Origin of the sequence: Methylorubrum populi (assembly GCA_036946625.1) — a bacterium.
Lineage (GTDB): Bacteria > Pseudomonadota > Alphaproteobacteria > Rhizobiales > Beijerinckiaceae > Methylobacterium > Methylobacterium populi_C.
The window spans coordinates 557,809-576,597 of the sequence record JAQIIU010000002.1; the positions used below are offsets into that span (position 1 = coordinate 557,809).

Sequence of the window (18,789 nt, forward strand, 5' to 3'; positions counted from 1 at the left end):
GTTGCTTCGCCTGACGGCTCGCAATGACGGTGTGAGACGACATCCGGTTGATGTCTTCGGCCTCTCCTGCGTCATCGCGAGGCGAAGCCGTGGCGATCCAGGGCGCGCCCTTTCCGGACCCGTCGCGCCCTGGATCGCTTCGCGGCCGCTCGCGATGACGGAGGGGGGCCAAACCCGAAGCGATCAATCGGAAACGGTGTGAGCGTCCCTCTTCGTCATTGCGAGGCTCGGCGCAAGCAATCCGGAGCGCCGTCGTCTCCGGAGAGGGTGCGCCGCCGGATCGTCTTGCGTCGGTCCGCGAAGATCGAAGCACCGCGTCGATCAGGCGAACTCCATGATCACCGCGTCGACCGCGAGGCTGTCGCCCTCCCTGGCGGCGATCTTCGAGACGGTGCCGTCGCGCTCGGCCCGCAGCACGTTCTCCATCTTCATCGCCTCGACGATGGCGAGCGGCTCGCCGTTCTTCACCTCTTGGCCCTCCGAGACCATGATCTGCTTGACCAGACCCGGCATCGGGCAGAGCAACTGCTTGCCGGAGCCGGCGCTCTCCTTGATCGGCATCAGCGCGGCGAGGTCGGCCTCGCGGCGGGTGAAGACGCGGGCTTCCGCCGCCGCGCCCGCGTGCTGCAGGAACACGCCGTTCAGCAGCGGGCGCACCTGGATCGCCACGGCGTCGGCGCCGACCGTGCCGGTCCAGACCGGCTCGCCGGGCCGCCAGCCGCTGCGCACCGGCACCACGGTGCCGTCCCCGGCCGTCACCAGCAGATCGTGGCCGACCGTGTCGACGGTGACGTCGAAGCGCTGGCCGGAGAGCACCACCACGCGCTCGCGCTGGAAGGTCAGCAGGCTCGGGTCGCGCATCTGGCCGGAGATGCCGCGCTTGCGGATGTTGAGCTTGTGGTCGATCGCCGCCGCCACCGCCGCGAGCCGCAGGGCGACCGGCCCCTCGGGCCCGGGCGCGGTGAAGCCGTCCGGGAACTCCTCCTTGATGAAGCCGGTCGAGAGCCGGCCCTCGCGCCAGCGCGGATGGGCCATCAGGGTCGCGAGGAAGGGGATGTTGTGGCGGATGCCGTCGATGGCGAAGGCGTCGAGCGCGGTCGCCTGCGCCTCGATGGCCTCCAACCGGGTCGGCGCCCAGGTCACGAGCTTGGCGATCATCGGATCGTAGTGGATCGCGATCTCGCCGCCCTCCTCCACGCCGGTATCGTTGCGCACGATCCCTGCGCCGAGCGCCCCCTCCGCCGGCGGCAGGTAGGTGGTGAGCCGGCCGATGGAGGGCAGGAAGTTGCGGGTCGGGTCCTCGGCGTAGACGCGGCTCTCCACCGCCCAGCCGTCGAGCTTCACGTCCGCCTGCGCCAGCGGCAGCGCCTCGCCGGCCGCCACCCGGATCATCAGCTCGACGAGGTCGAGCCCGGTGATCATCTCGGTGACCGGGTGCTCCACCTGCAGGCGGGTGTTCATTTCGAGGAAGTAGAACGACCTGTCCTGGCCGGCGACGAACTCGACGGTGCCGGCGGAATCGTAGTTCACCGCCCTGGCGAGGGCGACCGCCTGCTCGCCCATCCTGCGCCGGGTCTCCTCGTCGAGGAGCGGCGACGGGGCCTCCTCGATGACCTTCTGGTTGCGGCGCTGGATCGAGCACTCGCGCTCGCCGAGATAGATCACGTTGCCGTGCTTGTCGCCGATCACCTGGATCTCGATGTGGCGCGGATCGGTGATGAACTTCTCGACGAACATGCGGTCGTCGCCGAAGGAGGACGAGGCCTCGGACTTGGCGCGGGCGAAGCCCTCCGCGACCTCGTCGGCCGATTCGGCGATGCGCATGCCCTTGCCGCCGCCGCCGGCGGACGCCTTGATCATCACCGGATAGCCGATCTCGTCGGCGATCTTCACGGCGTGCTCAGGGCTCTCGATCACGCCGAGGAAGCCCGGCACCGTCGAGACCTTCGCCGCGGCCGCGGCCTTCTTCGATTCGATCTTGTCGCCCATCGCGGCGATGGCGCCGGGATTCGGGCCGATGAAGACGATGCCGGCTTCCGCCAGCGCCTTCGCGAACGCCTCGCGCTCGGACAGGAAGCCGTAGCCCGGATGGACCGCCTGCGCGCCGGTCCGCTTGCAGGCGTCGATGATCCTGTCGATCAGAAGATAGGACTGCGCGGCCGGGGCCGGGCCGATATGCACCGCCTCGTCGGCCATCGCCACGTGGACCGCATCGCGGTCGGCGTCGGAGTACACGGCCACCGTCTTGATGCCCATCTTCCGGGCCGTCTTGATGATACGGCAGGCGATTTCGCCCCGGTTGGCAATCAGGATTTTTTCGAACATCGCAGCCGCTTCTCGAGGGGACCGTTCCGGCCCGCTCCTCCCGAAGGCAAGCCTGATCGCATCCCGATAAAGCAGTTGTGCGGGCGACGGAAGCTGCGCCGCACCCGCCGAAAGGCCGGCTTCGACGAAATTCGATCGACGGCTCCTCGATTCGGATTTCGGTCCGGCCCGTGCCGTCCCCTTCCGTCGAGATCCGGCCCATGTCCGGTCTCGACACCGAATTCATCATGCAGCGCAGGGCAGGCGTCCGGTGGGAATCTCGATCGGCTGGCGGGCCGTGCTCCTGGCCCGCAGGGCGAAGGCGATCAGGGTCTCGTCGCTGGTCTCGGCCTCGCGCACGATCTCCATGGCGATGCGGCTGCCCAGCGCGGTCGGGCCCTTGCGGCCGGCGATGGAGGCGGAGAGCCAAGCGGCCATCTCGCGGGTGACGATGCCGGTGGGCCGCTCGCCGTAGACGGCGAAGTTCACGACTTCCGCCGTGACGAAGGCGGAAAAGCCCTCGTGGGTGTCGGCGACCGCCCGGTCCAGCGCCAGCAGCAGGTCGGCGTCTTCCCGGCCCACGATGCCGTCGGGCAGGATGTCCCGGGCGAGTTCGCGGACATCGTCCTGGTTCAGGCAGCCGGCATCGACGATGCGGGTGCAGAACAGTTCAAGCGCAGTGTTCGTCATGGTTCGATACCTCCCCGGCCCGATGTCGCCGGTGTTTGTCCGTGTCTGTACAGACATTACGGACCGACAACGCCCAAACAGGTTAATGGCCAAATCTGAACCCGTGTTCAGGTAAACGCGTGCTCACGAATGAGCCTTTCGAAAAGCTTGCCTTCGAGACGTAAGACTCTCTTCATCGCACCAGCACCCGCGTCCCGACCGGCACGCGCTCGTAGAGGTCCATCACGTCCTCGTCGAGCTTGCGGAGGCAGCCGGCCGAGACCGCCTGTCCGATCGTCTCCGGCTCGTTGGTCCCGTGGATGCGGTCGAGCGAGGGAAACCACCGGGGGGGAACCCGGTTCGGCCAAGCTTGGGCCGTGCCTGCCGCAGCCGAGTGGGGATTCGGCCGTCTCGGGGCGTCGTCTTCGCCTGCCCCGTTGCGCGCGGGCGACAAGATCGACAAGTTCGAAAGAAGAACGTCGGTGCGTCCGGCCGCGAGCCGAGACGGGTGCACCGCCGCAGCGCGGCGTCACCGCGCCCCGCGCATCCGGGAGGAACGGCCCTGAGCACCCTGTACGTCACGCATCCGAGCGCGCTCGAACACGCGGTCCCGACCGGCCACCCGGAGCGGCCCGCCCGCATGCAGGCGGTCGAGCGTGCCCTGGAGGATGAGCGCTTCGCCGCCCTCGTCCGCTGCCACGCCCCGAAGGCGGAGGCCGCGACCGCCGAACTCGCCCACCCGGCGGCCTATGTCGAGACCATCGTCGCGGCCTCGCCCGACGAGGGCTTCTTCCAGATCGACGGCGACACGCTGATGTCGCCGGGCACGCTCGACACCTGCCTGCACGCGATCGGCGGATCGATCCACGCGGTCGATGCGGTGATGAGGGGCGAGTGCGCCAACGCCTTCGTCGCCATGCGCCCGCCCGGCCACCACGCCGAACTCACCCGCGCCATGGGCTTCTGCCTGTTCAACCACGCGGCGATCGCCGTGCGCCACGCGCAGAAGGCGTTCGGCGCCGCGCGCGTCGCGCTGGTGGATTGGGACGTCCACCACGGCAACGGCTCGCAGGACATCTTCTGGGCCGACCAGTCGGTGATGTACGCCTCGACCCATCAGATGCCGCTGTTTCCGGGCACCGGCGCGGCGGGCGAGCGGGGCGACCACGACACCATCGTCAACGCGCCGCTCGCGGCCTTCGACGGCAGCGCGGCGTTCCGCGAAGCGTTCGAGGCGCGGATCCTGCCGCGGCTCGACGCCTTCGCTCCCGACCTGATCGTGATCTCGGCCGGGTTCGACGCGCACAAGCTCGACCCGCTCGCCAACATCCAGCTCGAAGAGGCGGATTTCGGCTGGGCGACGCGCCGGCTGATGGAACGGGCCGACCGCCATGCGGGCGGGCGCGTCGTGTCGATCCTGGAGGGCGGCTACAGCCTCGACGGCCTCGGCCGCTCGGTCGCTGCGCACATGGATGCGCTGATGGGGCGGTGACGGGCACCGCCCCGCCTATCGGTGGGTCAGGATCAGGGTGACGCCGCACGGCGGCGGCGCTCGGAAACATCACGCTGCCGAGAATCGCCCCGGTCGCTGCGTTCACGGACACGTCGGCTCCGGCGACGCGGCCGAGGGCCGACGCGACACCGTGCCGGTCCGGCTGATGCGAGGGATGCCCGCAAGGCGGGCAGGCGACCGCCTTCTCGGAGATGCGGTGTTCGCAGGCAGGACAAGCAGCGAGAACCATGCGCGCTCCCTTTCCTCATACGCCATCCGGTCGATGGGTTCGGCCTGTCCTGCGTCCTTGCGAGGCGAAGCCGTGGCAAACCAGGGCGCGACCTTTCCGGACCCGTCGCGCCCTGGATCGCTTCGCGGCCGCTCGCGATGACGGAGGGTGGCCAAACCCGAAGCGATCGATCGGAAACGGTCTCAGAGCCTGTCTGACCGGCCGACGTGTCTTCGTCAGGCAGCGGCCAAGCGAGAGGAAAGCCCTGTTCCCATCCTCATCCTGAGGTGCCGGAGCGCAGCGGAGGCCTCGAAGGGTGCTCCAGGGATCGCGCGGGATCTGGAACCCCCTTCGAGGCCGCTCACGCGGCACCTCGGGATGAGGGTCGGGATGGGATCACCGCAGTCGAACAGGCTCTCAGAGGCGGCCGGGGGACCGCTTCACGAAAAAACTGGGAACGGCTGCGCTTGCCCGCAAGGGCCTCAGCCCTCCAGGGGCTCCTCGCTGACGAGTTCGATGCCGAAGCCCGACAGGCCGACATAGGCGCGCGACGAGGAGGACAGATTGCGGATCGAGACCACGCCGAGGTCGCGCAGGATCTGCGCGCCCAGCCCCACCTCGCGCCACTGGCGCACACGCTGGGCCTCGGCGCCTTCTTCCGCGTAGCGGTTGAGCGGCACCCCGGCGGTGCCGTCGCGCAGGTAGACGAGGATGCCGCGGCCCTCCTTGGCGAAGCGGCGCATCACCGCCTCGATCTGCCCCCCGCCCTCGATCACGTCGGCGACCACGTTCGAGCGGTGCAGCCGCACCGGCACGTTGCGGCCGTCGCCGATCGCGCCGTGCACGAAGGCGAATTGCTGGATCGGCTCGAACGGCGTGACGTAGGCGTAGCCCGTCATCGCGCCGAACCCGGTCTTCACCGGGAAGGAGCCGACCCGCTCGACCAGCCGGTCGCGGGCCTGCCGATAGGCGATCAGGTCGGCCACCGAAACCCGCTTGAGGCCATGCCGCTCCGAGAACGCGTCGATCTGCGGCCCCTTCATCACGGTGCCGTCATCGTTGGCGAGTTCGCAGATCACGCCGACCTGCGGCAGTCCCGCGAGCTTGCACAGATCGACCGCGGCCTCCGTGTGGCCCGAACGCATCAGCACGCCGCCGTCGCGGGCGATCAGCGGAAAGACGTGGCCGGGCCGCACGAAGTCGCCCGCCCCCATGTTGCCGTTGGCGAGCGCGCGCACCGTGTTGCAGCGCTGCTCGGCGGAGATGCCGGTGGTGAGGCCGTGGCGCACGTCCACGGTCACGGTGAAGGCGGTGCCGAGGGGGGCGTCGTTCGAGGCCACCATCGGGTCGAGATGGAGGCGGCGCGCCTCGTCCAGGGTGATCGGCGCGCAGACGATGCCGCAGGTGTTGCGGATGATGAAGGCCATCTTCTCCGGGGTGCAGAGCGAGGCGGCGACGACGAGGTCACCCTCGTTCTCGCGGTCGTCGTCGTCGGTGACGACCACGATCTCGCCGCGGGCGAAGGCCTCGATGGCTTCGGTGACAGAGCTGTTTGACACCTTCGTCTACCTGTATGCTAGTGATGCTAACTGTGATCGATAATCGGATGCAAAAGCAAAAACTGGGTCTGCATCGAAGAAGAACACTTGCGCATCGATGCCTTGCTCGTGTGTTAAGTTGCAGGCCTCAAGTACTTTCCTCATGTCATTTCTCGACATTTGCCGAGACCATCCTGGAAATCCAATTTTGCAAACCCGTTGCGAATCGCTAATTCGTACTATATCTGCATAGTTTCTATCTGGATTTGCAATTGAAAACCCGTAGTTATGCAATCTTCTATCAAGCTCTCGATATGTAATAAAATAAGTCCTTTTGTCGATCGGGCGTGTGTTTTTGCGAAAGTACTCTGCTAAAAAGTGTATAGGCCCATCATCCAAATCTTCATACTCAGCAAAACTATCAATCAGATGAAGCTTGTCATCGGCAAGGTAGACAATTATATCCTCAAGATCCGATTTATCGGCCACAACATACATACCGAAGTAATAAAAGGCATATAGTAGGACGAGGAGTGCTGTTCTTTTGTTTGCGTCATGAAATGGATGATTTTTGACTATTCCATATACGAGTGTTGCGATTTTTTCATGATTTGTAGGCCACTTGAATTGTTGACCAAGGGAAACGGACTGTCGATCAACGGCCGATACAAGTAGATCGAAACTTCTTGGACCAACTCCCCCGATACCCTCACCTATTCTTTCAGAAAGGCAAAAATCAACTACGACGTAATGAGCCCGTAAAATATCGATTGGATCGACGGCCTCAACGTTATCTGACCCCTGATAATTGATTAAGGATCTGGCATCTCGCTCATAGTCTTTGACCAGTTCGGGAGAAATGGTAGGAATTTTCAAATCCGAGTTCATTGCCCCTGTTCCTTAAAAACCGACCTGTCCGCGATGGCGGAGCGTGTGATCGGCCAGCACGCAGGCCATCATCGCCTCGGCGACCGGCACCGCGCGGATGCCGACGCAGGGGTCGTGGCGGCCCTTGGTGACGAGGTCGATGTCTTCGCCCCGACGGTTCACGCTCCGGCGCGGCGTCAGGATCGAGGAGGTCGGCTTCACGGCAAAGCGAACGACGACCGGCTCGCCCGACGAGATGCCCCCCAAGATGCCGCCGGCATGGTTGGCGAGGAAGCGCGGGCGCCCGTCGTTGCCGGCGCGCATCTCGTCGGCGTTGTCCTCGCCGCGCAGCGCCGCCGCGGCGAAGCCGTCGCCGATCTCGACGCCCTTGACCGCGTTGATCGACATCATCGCCGCGGCCAGATCCGCATCGAGCTTGCCGTAGACCGGCGCGCCGAGGCCGGGGGGCACGCCCTCGGCGATCACCTCGATCACCGCACCGACCGAGGAGCCGTCCTTTCGGATCTCGTCGAGATAGGTTTCGTAGAGCTGCGCCGCCTTCGCATCCGGGCAGAAGAACGGATTCCTTCCGACGTCTTCCCAGTCCCAGTTCGCCCGGTCGATGGCGTGCGGGCCCATCTGCACGAGGGCGGCGCGGACGGCGATGCCGGGGATGACCTTGCGCGCGACCGCGCCCGCCGCGACGCGGGCCGCGGTCTCGCGGGCCGAGGAGCGCCCGCCGCCGCGATAGTCGCGAAGCCCGTACTTGGCGTCGTAGGTGTAGTCGGCGTGGCCGGGGCGGTAGCTGTCGCGGATCTCCGAATAGTCCTTCGAGCGCTGGTCGGTGTTCTCGATCATCAGCGCGATCGGCGTGCCGGTCGTGAACGGGCGCCCGCCGGTGCGGTCGTCGGCGAAGACGCCGGAGAGGATCCTGACCTGATCCGGCTCGCGGCGCTGCGTGGTGAAGCGCGACTGGCCCGGCTTGCGCCGGTCGAGCTCGGCCTGGATCTCCTCCGCGTCCAGCGGAAGGCCGGGCGGGCAGCCGTCCACCACGCAGCCGAGCGCCACCCCGTGGCTCTCGCCGAAGGTGGTGACGCGGAACAGATGGCCGAAGCTGTTGTGGGACATGGCGCGTGTGCCTTAGCGCGGCTTGGAAGTCGGTACAAACCCGAGTGATCGTAGGCCGGCCGGAAGGTGCAACGGGGCGCTGTGCAACGACGCGGGAAGGAACGACAGGAAGGAACGGAGACATGACGGAGACCGGCCCCTACGATTCGGCCGAATTCCTCGACAGCGGAGGCCGTCGCCGCGTATCTCGCTGCGGCTATCGAGGAGAGTGACGCCCTGCTGTTTCGCCGGGCGCTCGGCGTGGCAAGCCCACACGCCGGCCGCATAACGGTTGCTTCAGCATGAGGAACGCCATGGGTGCCATGATCGGTCGATCAAACGGGCTGCAATACCCGGATTTAAGCCGAGCCATCGAGCCCGCCCCGTGCCTTCAGCGCCCGGTAGGCCGCGACGCCCGTGGCGAGGTCCGCGCGCAGGCGCCGCTCGTCGCCGAGCGCGTCGAGATCGTAGGTCACGCCGAGGATGTGGGCGGCCTCGTAGCCCTCGGGGAGTTCGCCCGCGCTGCCGAGCGTGATCGACGCCTCCGGCAGGTCATGGGCGAAATCCGAGAGGCGTTGCCGCAGGTGCGCGCCGCTCGCCCGCAGGTGCGCCCCGGCTCGGGGCCCGTGCTCGCGAATCGCGGCCACGGTCCCCTGCGCCAGCGAGAGATGCACCGCCTCCCGATGGGCCGGAAACAGGTAGACGAGGTAGAAGCCGCGCGTCGCGCTCGTCGTCACGGCGGGATCGAACACCGCGAGCCAGGGCACCGCCGCCCAGTGGCTGCCGCGGCCCGGGCTTCCCTTGACGAGGAACGGGCCGCCGAGGGGGTCGAGCGCCCGGCGCAACTCGTCCGGCGCGCCCCTGCGGATCACGTGGGCGAGCGGATGCCCGGCCGGCGGATCGAGCCGGGCGAGCGGATAGTCCTCGACGATGCGGCGCAGGGCGTGGCCAAGGCTCACAGTCGAGACTCACGGTCGAGGCTCACGGCTCGGAGACGATTCCACCCGAAACGGGTGTGCCGACCCCGGTCGTGGTCGGATAGGTCAGCGGCAGCCCTTCCAGCGAGCGGAGTGCGAGGTAGGCGAAGGCCTGCGCCTCAAGGAAATCCGAGGACCAGCCGATCGCGTCGGCGTTCATCACCTCGACCCCGAGGAGCCGCTCCAGCATCGCCATCAGCGTGCCGTTCTTCGCACCCCCGCCGCCGACGATCCAGCGGCTCGGCGGCTCGGCGGCGAAGGCGAGGCTGCGGGCGATCGCGTGGGCGGTGAAGGCGGTGAGCGTCGCCGCGCCGTCCTCCACGGTGAGATAGCCGGCGAGCCGGTGCGAGAACCAGTTGCGGTCGAGCGACTTCGGTGGCGGGCGCAGGATCAGCGGGTGGCCGAGCAGGTTTTCGAGCAGCGCCTCGTCCACCGTCCCGCGGGCGGCGGTGGCGCCGTCGGCGTCGAAATCCTGTCCGACGCGCTCCTTCATCCAATCGTTGATCGGTCCGTTGCCCGGGCCGGTGTCGAAGGCGAGCACGCCGCCCTCCGAATCGATCAGGGTGACGTTGGCGAGGCCGCCGATGTTCAGGATGGCGAGCGGCCCGAAATATCCCGCGGCCTCGGCCAGCGCCTTGTGGAACACCGGCACCAGAGGCGCGCCCTGGCCGCCCTGCGCCACGTCCGCGGCGCGCAGGTCCGACACCACGCGGATGCCGAGGCGCCGGGCCAGGGCCGCGCCGTCGCCGATCTGCACGGTGAGGCCGAGCCTGGGCCGATGGATCACCGTCTGCCCGTGGAAGCCGACCACGTCGATGTCGTCCGGCCTCAGGCCGTTCTGCGCGAGAAAGGTTTCGATCGCCTCGGCATGGGCGCGGGTGACGAACTCTTCCGCCTGCACCAGGCGTCCGGGCCGGTCGGAGCGGGCCCGGACGCCCTCGGCGTCGCGCGTCGCCTCGCGCAGCAGCGCCTTCTCGGCCTCGCCGTAGCTGCGGTAGCCCGTCGGCCCGAGCGGCGCGACGAAGCCGTTGGCGGACTTCACGACGCGCACCTGCTCGCCGTCGCTCTCGATCAGCGCCACGTCGATGCCGTCGAGCGAGGTGCCGCTCATCAGGCCGATCGCGCGCCTCATCGTCATGGCCGCCCCACTCCCCGTGCCTTTCGCGGTTCGCCCTGCTAAGAGCGCGCGAGCGCTTCCCCCGCCCGGGATAGCATCCCGGCCGCGCCCTTGTCGCGCCGCTGAAAGATCCGAGACCGAGCCCGACCATGACCGCCGAGAGCTTCGCGCCGAAATCCGATTTCATCCGGGTGCTGCGGGAGCGCGGCTACATCCATCAGGCCTCGGATCTCGCCGGCATCGACGCCTTGGCGGCCGAGGGCGGGCTGACGACCTATACCGGCTACGACTGCACGGCGGCCTCGCTCCATGTCGGCCACCTGCTCTCGATCATGATGCTGCACTGGCTGCAGAAGACCGGCGGCAAGCCGGTCGTGCTGATGGGCGGCGGCACCACCCGCGTCGGCGACCCGTCCGGCCGCGACGAGACGCGCAAGATCCTGACGCTGGAGCGGATCGAGGCCAACAAGGAGGGGATCAAGCAGACTTTCTCGCGCTTCCTCTCGTTCGGCGAGGGCGGCGACGGCGCGATCATGGTCGACAACGCCGAGTGGCTGACCCGGCTCAACTACATCGAGATGCTGCGCGACATCGGCCGCCACTTCTCCGTCAACCGGATGATGTCGATGGACAGCGTGCGGATGCGGCTGGAGCGCGATCAGGAACTCTCGTTCCTGGAGTTCAACTACATGATCCTCCAGTCCTACGACTTCGTGGAGCTGAACCGCCGCTTCGGCTGCCGCCTGCAGATGGGCGGTTCGGACCAGTGGGGCAACATCGTCAACGGCATCGATCTCGGCCGCCGCATGGGCACGCCGCAGCTCTACGCCCTGACCTGCCCGTTGCTGACGACGGCCTCGGGCGCCAAGATGGGCAAGACCGCCGCTGGGGCCGTCTGGCTCGATGCCGGGATGCTCTCGCCTTACGATTACTGGCAGTTCTGGCGGAACACCGAGGACGCCGATGTCGGCCGCTTCCTCAAGCTGTTCACGCTGCTGCCGCTGTCGGACATCGAGCGCCTGGCCGTGCTCCGGGGTGCCGAGATCAACGAGGCGAAGGCGGTGCTGGCCACGGAGGCGACCGGGCTGATGCACGGCGCGGAAGCGGCGGCGGCGGCCGCCGAGACCGCCCGGAAAACCTTCGTCGAGGGGACGCTGGCCCCGTCGCTGCCGAGCGTGTCGGTGCCGCGTTCGGTGCTGGAGGCGGGCCTCGGCGTGCTCACCGCCTTCGGGCCGGAGCACGCGGGGCTGGTGCCCTCGACCAGCGAGGCGCGGCGCCAGATCAAGGGCGGCGGCTTACGGGTCAACGACGTGCAGGTGAGCGACGAGAAGGCCGTGCTGAGCCTCTCCGACCTGACGGCGGAGGGCGTGATCAAGCTCTCGTTCGGGCGCAAGAAGCACGTTCTGCTGCGGGCGGAGTAAGCGTCCTCGGCGCGTTCTCCCGAGCCGTCACGCTTCCGGATCGCTTCGCCTGACGGCTCGCGATGACGGTATGGGTCTTCACGCACCGTCATCGCGAGCGTCAGCGAAGCGATCCAGCGGCGCAGCGTTGGCCGAAGGCCCGCCGCGCCCGAACGCGCCGAAACCCAAGGATGCCCCCTTTCGGAACGATGCTCTAACGCTCCGGCCCCTCCTGCTGGACACCGTTGGCGAGGGCGTCGCCGCCGCCCGCTCCGAACAGCTTGCGCAGGAAGCCGGGGGCGACGGCCGAGAGAGGGTTCACGTTCACCGTCGGCTTGGCGATCGGCCCCGAGACGTTGAAGTTGACCGCGAACAGGCCCTCGTTGCTGCCGCCCGCGAGCAGCGGCCCGAACAGCGGCACCTGCGCCACCACGTTGTTGAGCCCGTAGAGCGGCACGAAGGTGCCGTCGATCTGCGTGCGCTCCCTGGCCGTGTCGAGCCAGCCGCCGGCGGTGAAGCCCATCGCTGCGTTGGAGATCGCCGCGTCCGAAAAGCTCACCCGCGCGCCGTTTCGGGTAAAGTTCGCCCGCATCTTGTCGAAGCCGACATCGTTGGCGTTGGGGGCGGCCCGCCTGCCGTCCGCGGGCGGCGGCGCCTGGGCGACGATGCTCGACAGGGCCGGCTCGTTGCGCAGCGCGAAGTCCTTGATCTGGACGACGCCGGCCTGGGGGCCGTCGTTGAGATAGACGCTGAGGGCGAGCCGCCCGCCATACATCCGCTTGTAGATGTCGAGGAAGCGCAAGGTGGCGCCGGAATCGGCGGATTCGAGGGTCAGCAGCGGCTGCCCGCGCTCGCTCTTCGCCACGGCGGCGTTGAGGGGGGCGGCGCCGAACCGGCCCTTGAACTGGGCGCTGCGCAGGTCGCCGTTCTTGAAGCTCGCCTTGAGCGTCGCGTTGGTGAGCGATTCGCCGTTGAAGCCGGACAGGATGCTGGCGGCGACATCCGCCTCGATGTCCTTGCCCGGATCCTTGCCGCCCTTGTCGTCGCCGGTCATGCTCTTGAGGAACGGGCGCGCATCGACCACGGCCCCCTTCACCGCGACCTTGTAGGTCGAGCCGGCCCGGTCGAGGCTGACGCGCATGTCGTCACCCGGCGAGAGCTTGAGCGTGGTGAGGTCGGCCCGCTCCAGATTCCCCTCCGCCGAGATGGCGGCGCTGCCGCGAGCGAGCGCGGGGGCGGCGTCGAGGGCGATGTCGCGCAGCTCCATCAGGCCGCCGGCGCCCTCCATCAGGGTGAAGGCGAGGCGGCCGGCCTTGCCCGCGGGCTTGCTCCAGCCGGGGAGCAGGCCGTTGATCGAGGCGCGGGTCAGGTCGGCCTCGATCCGGGCCGGCGGCTTGCCGGCGGAGGCCGGGCGCCCGACCGGCACCACGACGCGGGCGGGAATGACCCCGCCGAGCTGCGGTGCCGTCGGCAGGCCGCGCTTGGCCCGGAAGGCATCGTCGAGGGAGAGCGTGACCACGGCCTCGCCGGGGCTGCCGGGCTTGGACTGCCTGAGGTCGATGGCGACCGGGGCGCCGAGCAGACGGCCGTCCCCCTTCAGGGCGAAGCCCGAGCGGTCGAACGAGACCGCGAAGCGGCCGCCCTCGAACCGGTCCTTGCCGACCGCCTTCTCCATCGAGAGATCGGTGATCGAGCCGGTGAGCGTCACCGGCATCTCGGCGAGGTTGGGCACGTGCTTGAGGTCGAGCGGCACGTCGAGGCGCAGGTCCGCCTTCCCCTTGATCGCGCCGGGGTCGATGTCGGCGCCCGTCAGCCCCCTGAACATCGGGGTTTCGAGCAGCGCCGCCAGCGAATCGGCCGAGCCGGCCAGGCGCAGGCCGAGCTGGGCGACGACCTTGTCGGGCTGCGGATCGCGGATCAGGAAGGAGCCGTCCGAGAGCGTCAGCGCCCGCGTGTCGGACAGGCGGATCTCCGCGGTCGCGTTCCGGATCGTGGTGCTGCGCCCGGTGATGGTGCCGGCGACGCGGGCGGCGCTCAGGGGCGGCGCGTCCTGCGAGATCGAGAGCGCCGCGTTCGACACCGCGAAGGTGGCGTTCAGTCCGCTGTCCGGCATTGGATCGCCGCGGGTCGCGGCGGCGAGTTGCGGGCCGCTCAGGTCGACCTGGATGTCGGCCCGGTCGAGCCGTCCGCCGCGCAGTTCGTCCACGAGGTAGTTGCGCACCGCCGGCGCGATGTTCTCGGGCCAGAGCCGCAGAGCCTTGCGCCCGTCCGTCTCGCCGGCCTCGATGCGGAGCGTGATGCCGTCGTCGTCGGCCCGGGTGCCGACCGTGCCGCTGAGGCGGCCGCTCAGGCCGTCGCCGGAGATCGCGATCGACTCGATGTTCACCCCGCCGGCCCGGCCGGTCACCCGCCCCTTGATCTCGCCGAGGCGGAAGGACGGATCGGTGCGGGCGGCGCCGCGCAGCAGCGCGTCCCGGCCGCCGAAATCCAGGGTCCAGGCCTCCTCGGCGCCGGGCGGACCGATGGCGAAGGCGCCGGTCAGATGCGCGGCGTTGCCGCCGCCCTTGTAGTCGATGGCCGAGATGTCGAGGGCGCGCCGACCCTCGTCCCAGCGCGCCTCGGCCCGCAGCGCGTCGACGACGACGGGGTTGAAGTCCTTCTCGTCGATCAGGAACAGGCCCTCGCCGGTCTTCACCTCCGCCTGCATCGTTTCGATGCGCCCGCCCGTCAGCGACACGTCGGCCTTGGCCGACACCTTCAGGTCGGTCTCGACCGGCAGCTTCGAGTGACCGGACAGCAGCAGCAGATCGGTGACGGGCAGGTCGTCCAGGGTGATGACGCCCGCGCGCCGCCCCTCTCCCGCCTCGTGGACGCGGCCGCCGAAGCGCCACTCGCCGTTGGGGCCGTCGATGCGCAGTTCGAACACCCGGGCGCCGTCGCTGGCGCCGCGGCGGAACAGGCCGTTCACCCGCTCGAAGGTGGCCCGATGGTCGGCGTCGTCGATCAGGGTCAGGCGCCCGCCGGTGATCCGCGCCCGGTCGAGAGCGCCGATGACGCCGGCCGGATCGAGCACGACGCCGAAGATCGAGGCGACCGCCGCCGAGACCGGCGAGACGGTGCCGCGGGCGGCATCGACGCTCGGCAGGGTGTGGGGCTTGGCCGCGTCGGCCTGGGCCGGCGCCGAGGCGGCGAAGGCGATCGAGCCGTCGCCGTGCACCAGCGCCGTCATCTGGATGTCGCGGAACTCGATCGAGCGCGGCTGCACCGAGAGGCGCAGCAGCCCCCAGGTATCGAGGCTGACCACCGCCAGCGGCGCCCGTACCACCAGGGCGCCCTCCGGATTGTAGACGTCGAGCCCGCCGACCCGTAGCGCCAGGGAGGATTCGGAATCGAGTTCGAGGGCGCTGTCGCGCAGCTCCACCCGCCAGCCCGAGCCGACGCTGCCGGCGATCGCCTCCGCGACGCGCTGCGTCAGCCCGTCGATGCGCAGCGGTCCCTGCGACAGCCGGAGAAAGACGAGGCCGCCGCCGAGCCCGAACAGGAAGACGAGGAGCATCGCGCTCCACAGCAGCGGCCGGCGGCGCCGTCGCCGCGCCTTGGGCGGCGGCGTGCTCTCGACCGCCTCCTGGAGCAGGGTCCTGGCCGTTTCCTGATCCATCACTCGTTCGCTGCTGCACCCTCGGGTTCGGGCGGAGGTCCGTTTGCCGCGGCGTCTGTCCTCAGGATTTCCGCCTCTCCGGCATGGCGTGCCCGGAGGGATGCGTGCATGGGATCAGGCACACCATCAATCGGCCGAAAGGAAGGCGAAATGCCGCTCGAACCCGGCGAACCCGCACCCCTGTTCTCGTTACCCGGAGCGGGCGGGGAGACCCTCTCCCTGGAGGATCTGCGCGGTCACAAGATCGTGCTTTATTTCTACCCCAAGGACGACACGAGCGGTTGCACCCTGGAGGCCCAGGACTTCAACGCCCAGGGCGAGGCCTTCGCCGCCGCGGGCGCGCGGGTGATCGGTGTTTCGCCCGATTCCGTGAAGAGCCACGACAAGTTCCGCGCGAAGTACGGGCTGACCTTTCCGCTCGCTTCCGACGAGACCAAGTCGATGCTGGAGGCCTACGGCGTCTGGGTCGAGAAGAGCATGTACGGCCGCACGTACATGGGCGTGGAGCGCACCACCCTGCTGATCGACGGCGAGGGCCGCATCGCCCGGATCTGGCGCAAGGTGAAGGTGCCGGGCCATGTCGAGGAGGTGCTGGAGGCCGCCCGCGCATCCGGCGGATGGCCGCCGCCCCGCGGTCGCGGGGGCAGCCGACGATGAGTGATCCTCATCGCCGGCTGGTATCAGCCTTCGTTAACCTTGATCGGCTGTGATCGTCGGACGTTACCGAGCGCCCGACGCATCATGCCGACGATTGCCAGGGCCGGCCGTGCCGCCGGCGTCCCCGCCCCCTTCGCCAGCCGGCTCGTGCTCGGCCTCGGCACCGGGCTCGCCCTGTCCACGCTCTGGGCTGCGGCGGCGAGCTACTATCTCGTCTTCCACGACGAGATGCTGGCCCGCTTCGTCTCGCGCCAGAGCGCGATGCAGTTCGCCTACGAGGAGCGGCTCGGCGTGCTCCAACTCGCCCTCGACCGGTCGGCCGCCGAGCGCAGCGCCGCCCGCGGCAGCATCGAGAGCCGGCTCGCGGCGCTCGCCGAGCGGCAGTCGCTGATCGAGACGCGACAGGGCCAGCTCTCCGGCCTCGCCGGCGCCGCGGCGCAGGTCGATTCTCCGGCGCCGCGTGTCCGGAAGCCGTTCCCGACGCCGGAATTGCGCAAGGGCGGCGAGGACCGGGCCGAGGCCGGACAGGGGGCGGCCGCCCGCATGACGCGGCTCGAAGACTCCCTCGACCGGCTCGCCGAGAACCAGTCCCGTGCGGTGGCCGGCGCGGCCCGGCAGGCCGGGCTCAGCGCCGAGCGGTTCCGGGACCTGATCGCCCGGACCGGCCTGTCGCCCGCCCGGTTCGATCCGCCGAAGGACGGCGTCGGCGGCCCGCTCGTGCCGCTCGGCGGCGATGCCTTCGACCGCGCGCTTGCCGATGCCCGGCGCCGGATCGAGGAGGAGGCGCATCTGCGCCGGGTCGCCGCCGCCCTGCCCTTCCGCCAGCCGCTGCCGGGCGAGATCGCCTTCACCAGCAGCTTCGGTGCCCGGCTCGACCCGTTCACCCGCGGCTACGCCCTGCATACCGGCGTCGACATGCGTGCCGAGACCGGCGCCCCGGTCCGCGCCGCCGCCGCCGGACGCGTGACGGCGGTCGAGTCCGCCGGCGGCTACGGCAACATGGTCGAGATCGACCACGGCCGCGGCCTCGTCACCCGCTACGCGCACCTGTCGGGCACCGCGGCCTCGGTCGGTCAGCGGGTCGAGGCGGGGGCGGTGGTCGGCTTCGCCGGCTCGACCGGCCGCTCCACCGGCACCCACCTGCACTACGAGACCCGCATCGACGGCGAGCCGATCGATCCGCAGCGGTTTCTGCGCGCGGGGGCAGAGCTCGTCTTCGCGAACTGATCGGCCGCCGAGGTTCAGGCGTCGTGCGAGGCGAAGCCGATCCTGCCGGCGAACGGAACGGCGGCGAGGTGAGCGGATCGTTCGGCTCTCGTCGCGGTCTGGATTGCTTCGGCTGAAGCCTCGCAATGACGGATGAGGCAAATTCACCCCGTCATTGCGAGCCGCCAGGCGAAGCAATCCAGGATCGCGACGCAAGCCGGACAACGCTTTCGATCGGTCCGACACCGTTCGCCGGCAGGATCGCGAAGCCGAAGCGATCCAATGCGCAACGGGGGCCGGACAGGGCTGTCGCGTCCGGCAGCCTTCCGGGATCGCGGAGGATGTCAAAAAATCAGTCGATATCCTCGACCGCCTCGCCGCCGCCGTAGACGCGTTGCGCCAGCGAGGCTTCCATGAACGGGTCGAGGTCGCCGTCGAGCACCTCGTCCGGGTCGGTCGATTGCGTGCCGGTGCGCAGGTCCTTCACCAACTGATAGGGCTGGAGCACGTAGGAACGGATCTGGTGGCCCCAGCCGATATCGGTCTTCGAGGCGGCCTCGGCGTTGGCCTTCTCCTCGCGCTTCTTCAGCTCGGCCTCGTAGAGGCGGGCGCGCAGCATGTTCCAGGCGGTGGCCCGGTTCTTGTGCTGCGAGCGCTCCTGCTGGCAGGCCACGACGATGCCGGTCGGGTTGTGCGTGATGCGCACCGCCGAATCGGTCGTATTGACGTGCTGCCCGCCCGCGCCCGACGAGCGGTAGGTGTCGATGCGGCAGTCCGATTCCTTGATCTCGATCTCGATCCGGTCGTCGATGACCGGATAGACCCAGACCGATGCGAAGCTGGTGTGCCGCCGCGCGTTCGAATCGTAGGGCGAGATCCGCACCAGCCGGTGCACGCCCGACTCGGTCTTGAGCCAGCCATAGGCGTTGTGGCCCTTGATCAGGAGCGTGGCGCCCTTGATCCCGGCCTCTTCGCCGTCGGTCATCTCGACGATGTCGACCTTGAACTTCCGCCGCTCGGCCCAACGGCCATACATGCGCTGGAGCATGTTGGCCCAGTCCTGGCTCTCGGTGCCGCCGGCGCCGGCATGGACTTCGAGATAGGTGTCGAAGCCGTCGGCCTCGCCCGAGAGCAGGGTCTCGACCTGACGGCTCGCGGCCTCCTTCTCGATCGCCTTGATCGCCGCCTCGCCCTCGGTGATGGAGGCTTGGTCGCCCTCCATCTCGCCGAGTTCGATCAGGGTCGCGGCGTCCTCGAGATCCTGTTCGAGCTTCCTGATCGCGGTGACGGCCTCGTCGAGCTCCTGGCGCTCGCGCATGACCTTCTGTGCGGCCTCCGGATCGTTCCAGAGGTCGGGGTTCTCGGAAGCCGCGTTCAGCTCCGCGAGACGTTTATCGACGGTATCCCAGTCAAAGATGCCTCCTCAGCAGCCCTATAGACTGCTTGGCGGCATCCGAGGCCTGCTCGATCTCGGCGCGCATCTGGTGTGAAACCCGTATGTCGGTGTGGCCGGGGGTGATACCGGGCGGCTCCCGCCCTGTAAACCGCCGCACCGCGATGCCGAGCCT

General features: G+C 68.9%; 14 protein-coding genes. 4 read left to right on the forward strand and 10 right to left on the reverse strand.

From position 1 onward, the window contains the following. Positions 1-321 precede the first annotated feature (321 nt). From PGN25_04430 to PGN25_04440, 3 genes are all read right to left on the reverse strand, one after another. Positions 322-2,325: an acetyl/propionyl/methylcrotonyl-CoA carboxylase subunit alpha gene (locus tag PGN25_04430; protein MEH3116859.1), complete on the reverse strand. Its 2,004-nt coding sequence runs from the start codon at positions 2,323-2,325 to the stop codon at positions 322-324. Positions 2,326-2,550: 225 nt separating this feature from the next. Continuing rightward, a complete protein-coding gene (locus tag PGN25_04435; protein ID MEH3116860.1) occupies positions 2,551-2,994 on the reverse strand; it encodes a hypothetical protein in 444 nt (147 codons plus the stop codon). 172 nt (positions 2,995-3,166) lie between these two features. Further along, positions 3,167-3,427, reverse strand: coding sequence for a L,D-transpeptidase (locus PGN25_04440; GenBank protein MEH3116861.1), 261 nt, complete (start codon positions 3,425-3,427; stop codon positions 3,167-3,169). Positions 3,428-3,535: 108 nt separating this feature from the next. On the opposite strand from PGN25_04440, the gene PGN25_04445 reads away from it, so the two are divergent. Then, the gene (locus PGN25_04445) at positions 3,536-4,465 is read left to right on the forward strand and encodes a histone deacetylase family protein (protein ID MEH3116862.1); all 930 of its coding nucleotides are present in this window, start codon (positions 3,536-3,538) and stop codon (positions 4,463-4,465) included. Between the two features lie 711 nt (positions 4,466-5,176). On the opposite strand, the gene ribB is transcribed toward PGN25_04445, so the two are convergent. From ribB to PGN25_04470, 5 genes are all read right to left on the reverse strand, one after another. Beyond that, complete coding sequence (ribB, locus tag PGN25_04450) at positions 5,177-6,253, reverse strand: 3,4-dihydroxy-2-butanone-4-phosphate synthase (GenBank protein MEH3116863.1); 1,077 nt, start codon at positions 6,251-6,253, stop codon at positions 5,177-5,179. Positions 6,254-6,259: 6 nt separating this feature from the next. After that, positions 6,260-7,120: a type II toxin-antitoxin system death-on-curing family toxin gene (locus tag PGN25_04455; protein MEH3116864.1), complete on the reverse strand. Its 861-nt coding sequence runs from the start codon at positions 7,118-7,120 to the stop codon at positions 6,260-6,262. A 12-nt stretch (positions 7,121-7,132) separates the two neighbouring features. Further along, a complete protein-coding gene (gene aroC / locus PGN25_04460; protein ID MEH3116865.1) occupies positions 7,133-8,227 on the reverse strand; it encodes a chorismate synthase in 1,095 nt (364 codons plus the stop codon). Positions 8,228-8,565: 338 nt separating this feature from the next. Next, a complete protein-coding gene (locus tag PGN25_04465) occupies positions 8,566-9,165 on the reverse strand; it encodes a DUF3578 domain-containing protein (GenBank protein MEH3116866.1) in 600 nt (199 codons plus the stop codon). 22 nt (positions 9,166-9,187) lie between these two features. Further along, entirely contained in the window at positions 9,188-10,321 is a 1,134-nt protein-coding gene (locus PGN25_04470) for an anhydro-N-acetylmuramic acid kinase (protein MEH3116867.1), read from the reverse strand. Positions 10,322-10,449: 128 nt separating this feature from the next. On the opposite strand from PGN25_04470, the gene tyrS reads away from it, so the two are divergent. After that, positions 10,450-11,721 carry a tyrosine--tRNA ligase gene (gene tyrS, locus PGN25_04475; GenBank protein MEH3116868.1) on the forward strand — a complete coding sequence of 424 codons (1,272 nt, stop codon included), beginning with the start codon at positions 10,450-10,452 and terminating at the stop codon, positions 11,719-11,721. Between the two features lie 193 nt (positions 11,722-11,914). On the opposite strand, the gene PGN25_04480 is transcribed toward tyrS, so the two are convergent. Continuing rightward, the gene (locus PGN25_04480; protein ID MEH3116869.1) at positions 11,915-15,358 is read right to left on the reverse strand and encodes a DUF3971 domain-containing protein; all 3,444 of its coding nucleotides are present in this window, start codon (positions 15,356-15,358) and stop codon (positions 11,915-11,917) included. Positions 15,359-15,508: 150 nt separating this feature from the next. On the opposite strand from PGN25_04480, the gene PGN25_04485 reads away from it, so the two are divergent. Together PGN25_04485 and PGN25_04490 are read left to right on the forward strand one after the other, a co-directional pair. Then, positions 15,509-16,015: a peroxiredoxin gene (locus PGN25_04485; GenBank protein MEH3116870.1), complete on the forward strand. Its 507-nt coding sequence runs from the start codon at positions 15,509-15,511 to the stop codon at positions 16,013-16,015. An 84-nt stretch (positions 16,016-16,099) separates the two neighbouring features. Continuing rightward, complete coding sequence (locus PGN25_04490) at positions 16,100-17,242, forward strand: M23 family metallopeptidase (protein ID MEH3116871.1); 1,143 nt, start codon at positions 16,100-16,102, stop codon at positions 17,240-17,242. A gap of 331 nt (positions 17,243-17,573) precedes the next feature. Here the strand turns inward: PGN25_04490 and prfB are convergent. Beyond that, a protein-coding gene (gene prfB / locus PGN25_04495; GenBank protein MEH3116872.1) for a peptide chain release factor 2 occupies positions 17,574-18,702 on the reverse strand; the annotation gives its coding sequence in 2 pieces (ribosomal slippage) (positions 17,574-18,632 and positions 18,634-18,702; 1,128 coding nt in all). Positions 18,703-18,789: the final 87 nt, after the last annotated feature.

Coding starts and splice junctions, on each gene's coding strand:
- PGN25_04430 (MEH3116859.1), bottom strand. CDS start 2,325: ATGTTCGAAAAAATCCTGATTGCCAACCGGGGCGAAATCGCCTGCCGT.
- PGN25_04435 (MEH3116860.1), bottom strand. CDS start 2,994: ATGACGAACACTGCGCTTGAACTGTTCTGCACCCGCATCGTCGATGCC.
- PGN25_04455 (MEH3116864.1), bottom strand. CDS start 7,120: ATGAACTCGGATTTGAAAATTCCTACCATTTCTCCCGAACTGGTCAAA.
- aroC (MEH3116865.1), bottom strand. CDS start 8,227: ATGTCCCACAACAGCTTCGGCCATCTGTTCCGCGTCACCACCTTCGGC.
- PGN25_04470 (MEH3116867.1), bottom strand. CDS start 10,321: ATGACGATGAGGCGCGCGATCGGCCTGATGAGCGGCACCTCGCTCGAC.
- tyrS (MEH3116868.1), top strand. CDS start 10,450: ATGACCGCCGAGAGCTTCGCGCCGAAATCCGATTTCATCCGGGTGCTG.
- PGN25_04480 (MEH3116869.1), bottom strand. CDS start 15,358: ATGGATCAGGAAACGGCCAGGACCCTGCTCCAGGAGGCGGTCGAGAGC.
- PGN25_04485 (MEH3116870.1), top strand. CDS start 15,509: ATGCCGCTCGAACCCGGCGAACCCGCACCCCTGTTCTCGTTACCCGGA.
- PGN25_04490 (MEH3116871.1), top strand. CDS start 16,100: ATGCCGACGATTGCCAGGGCCGGCCGTGCCGCCGGCGTCCCCGCCCCC.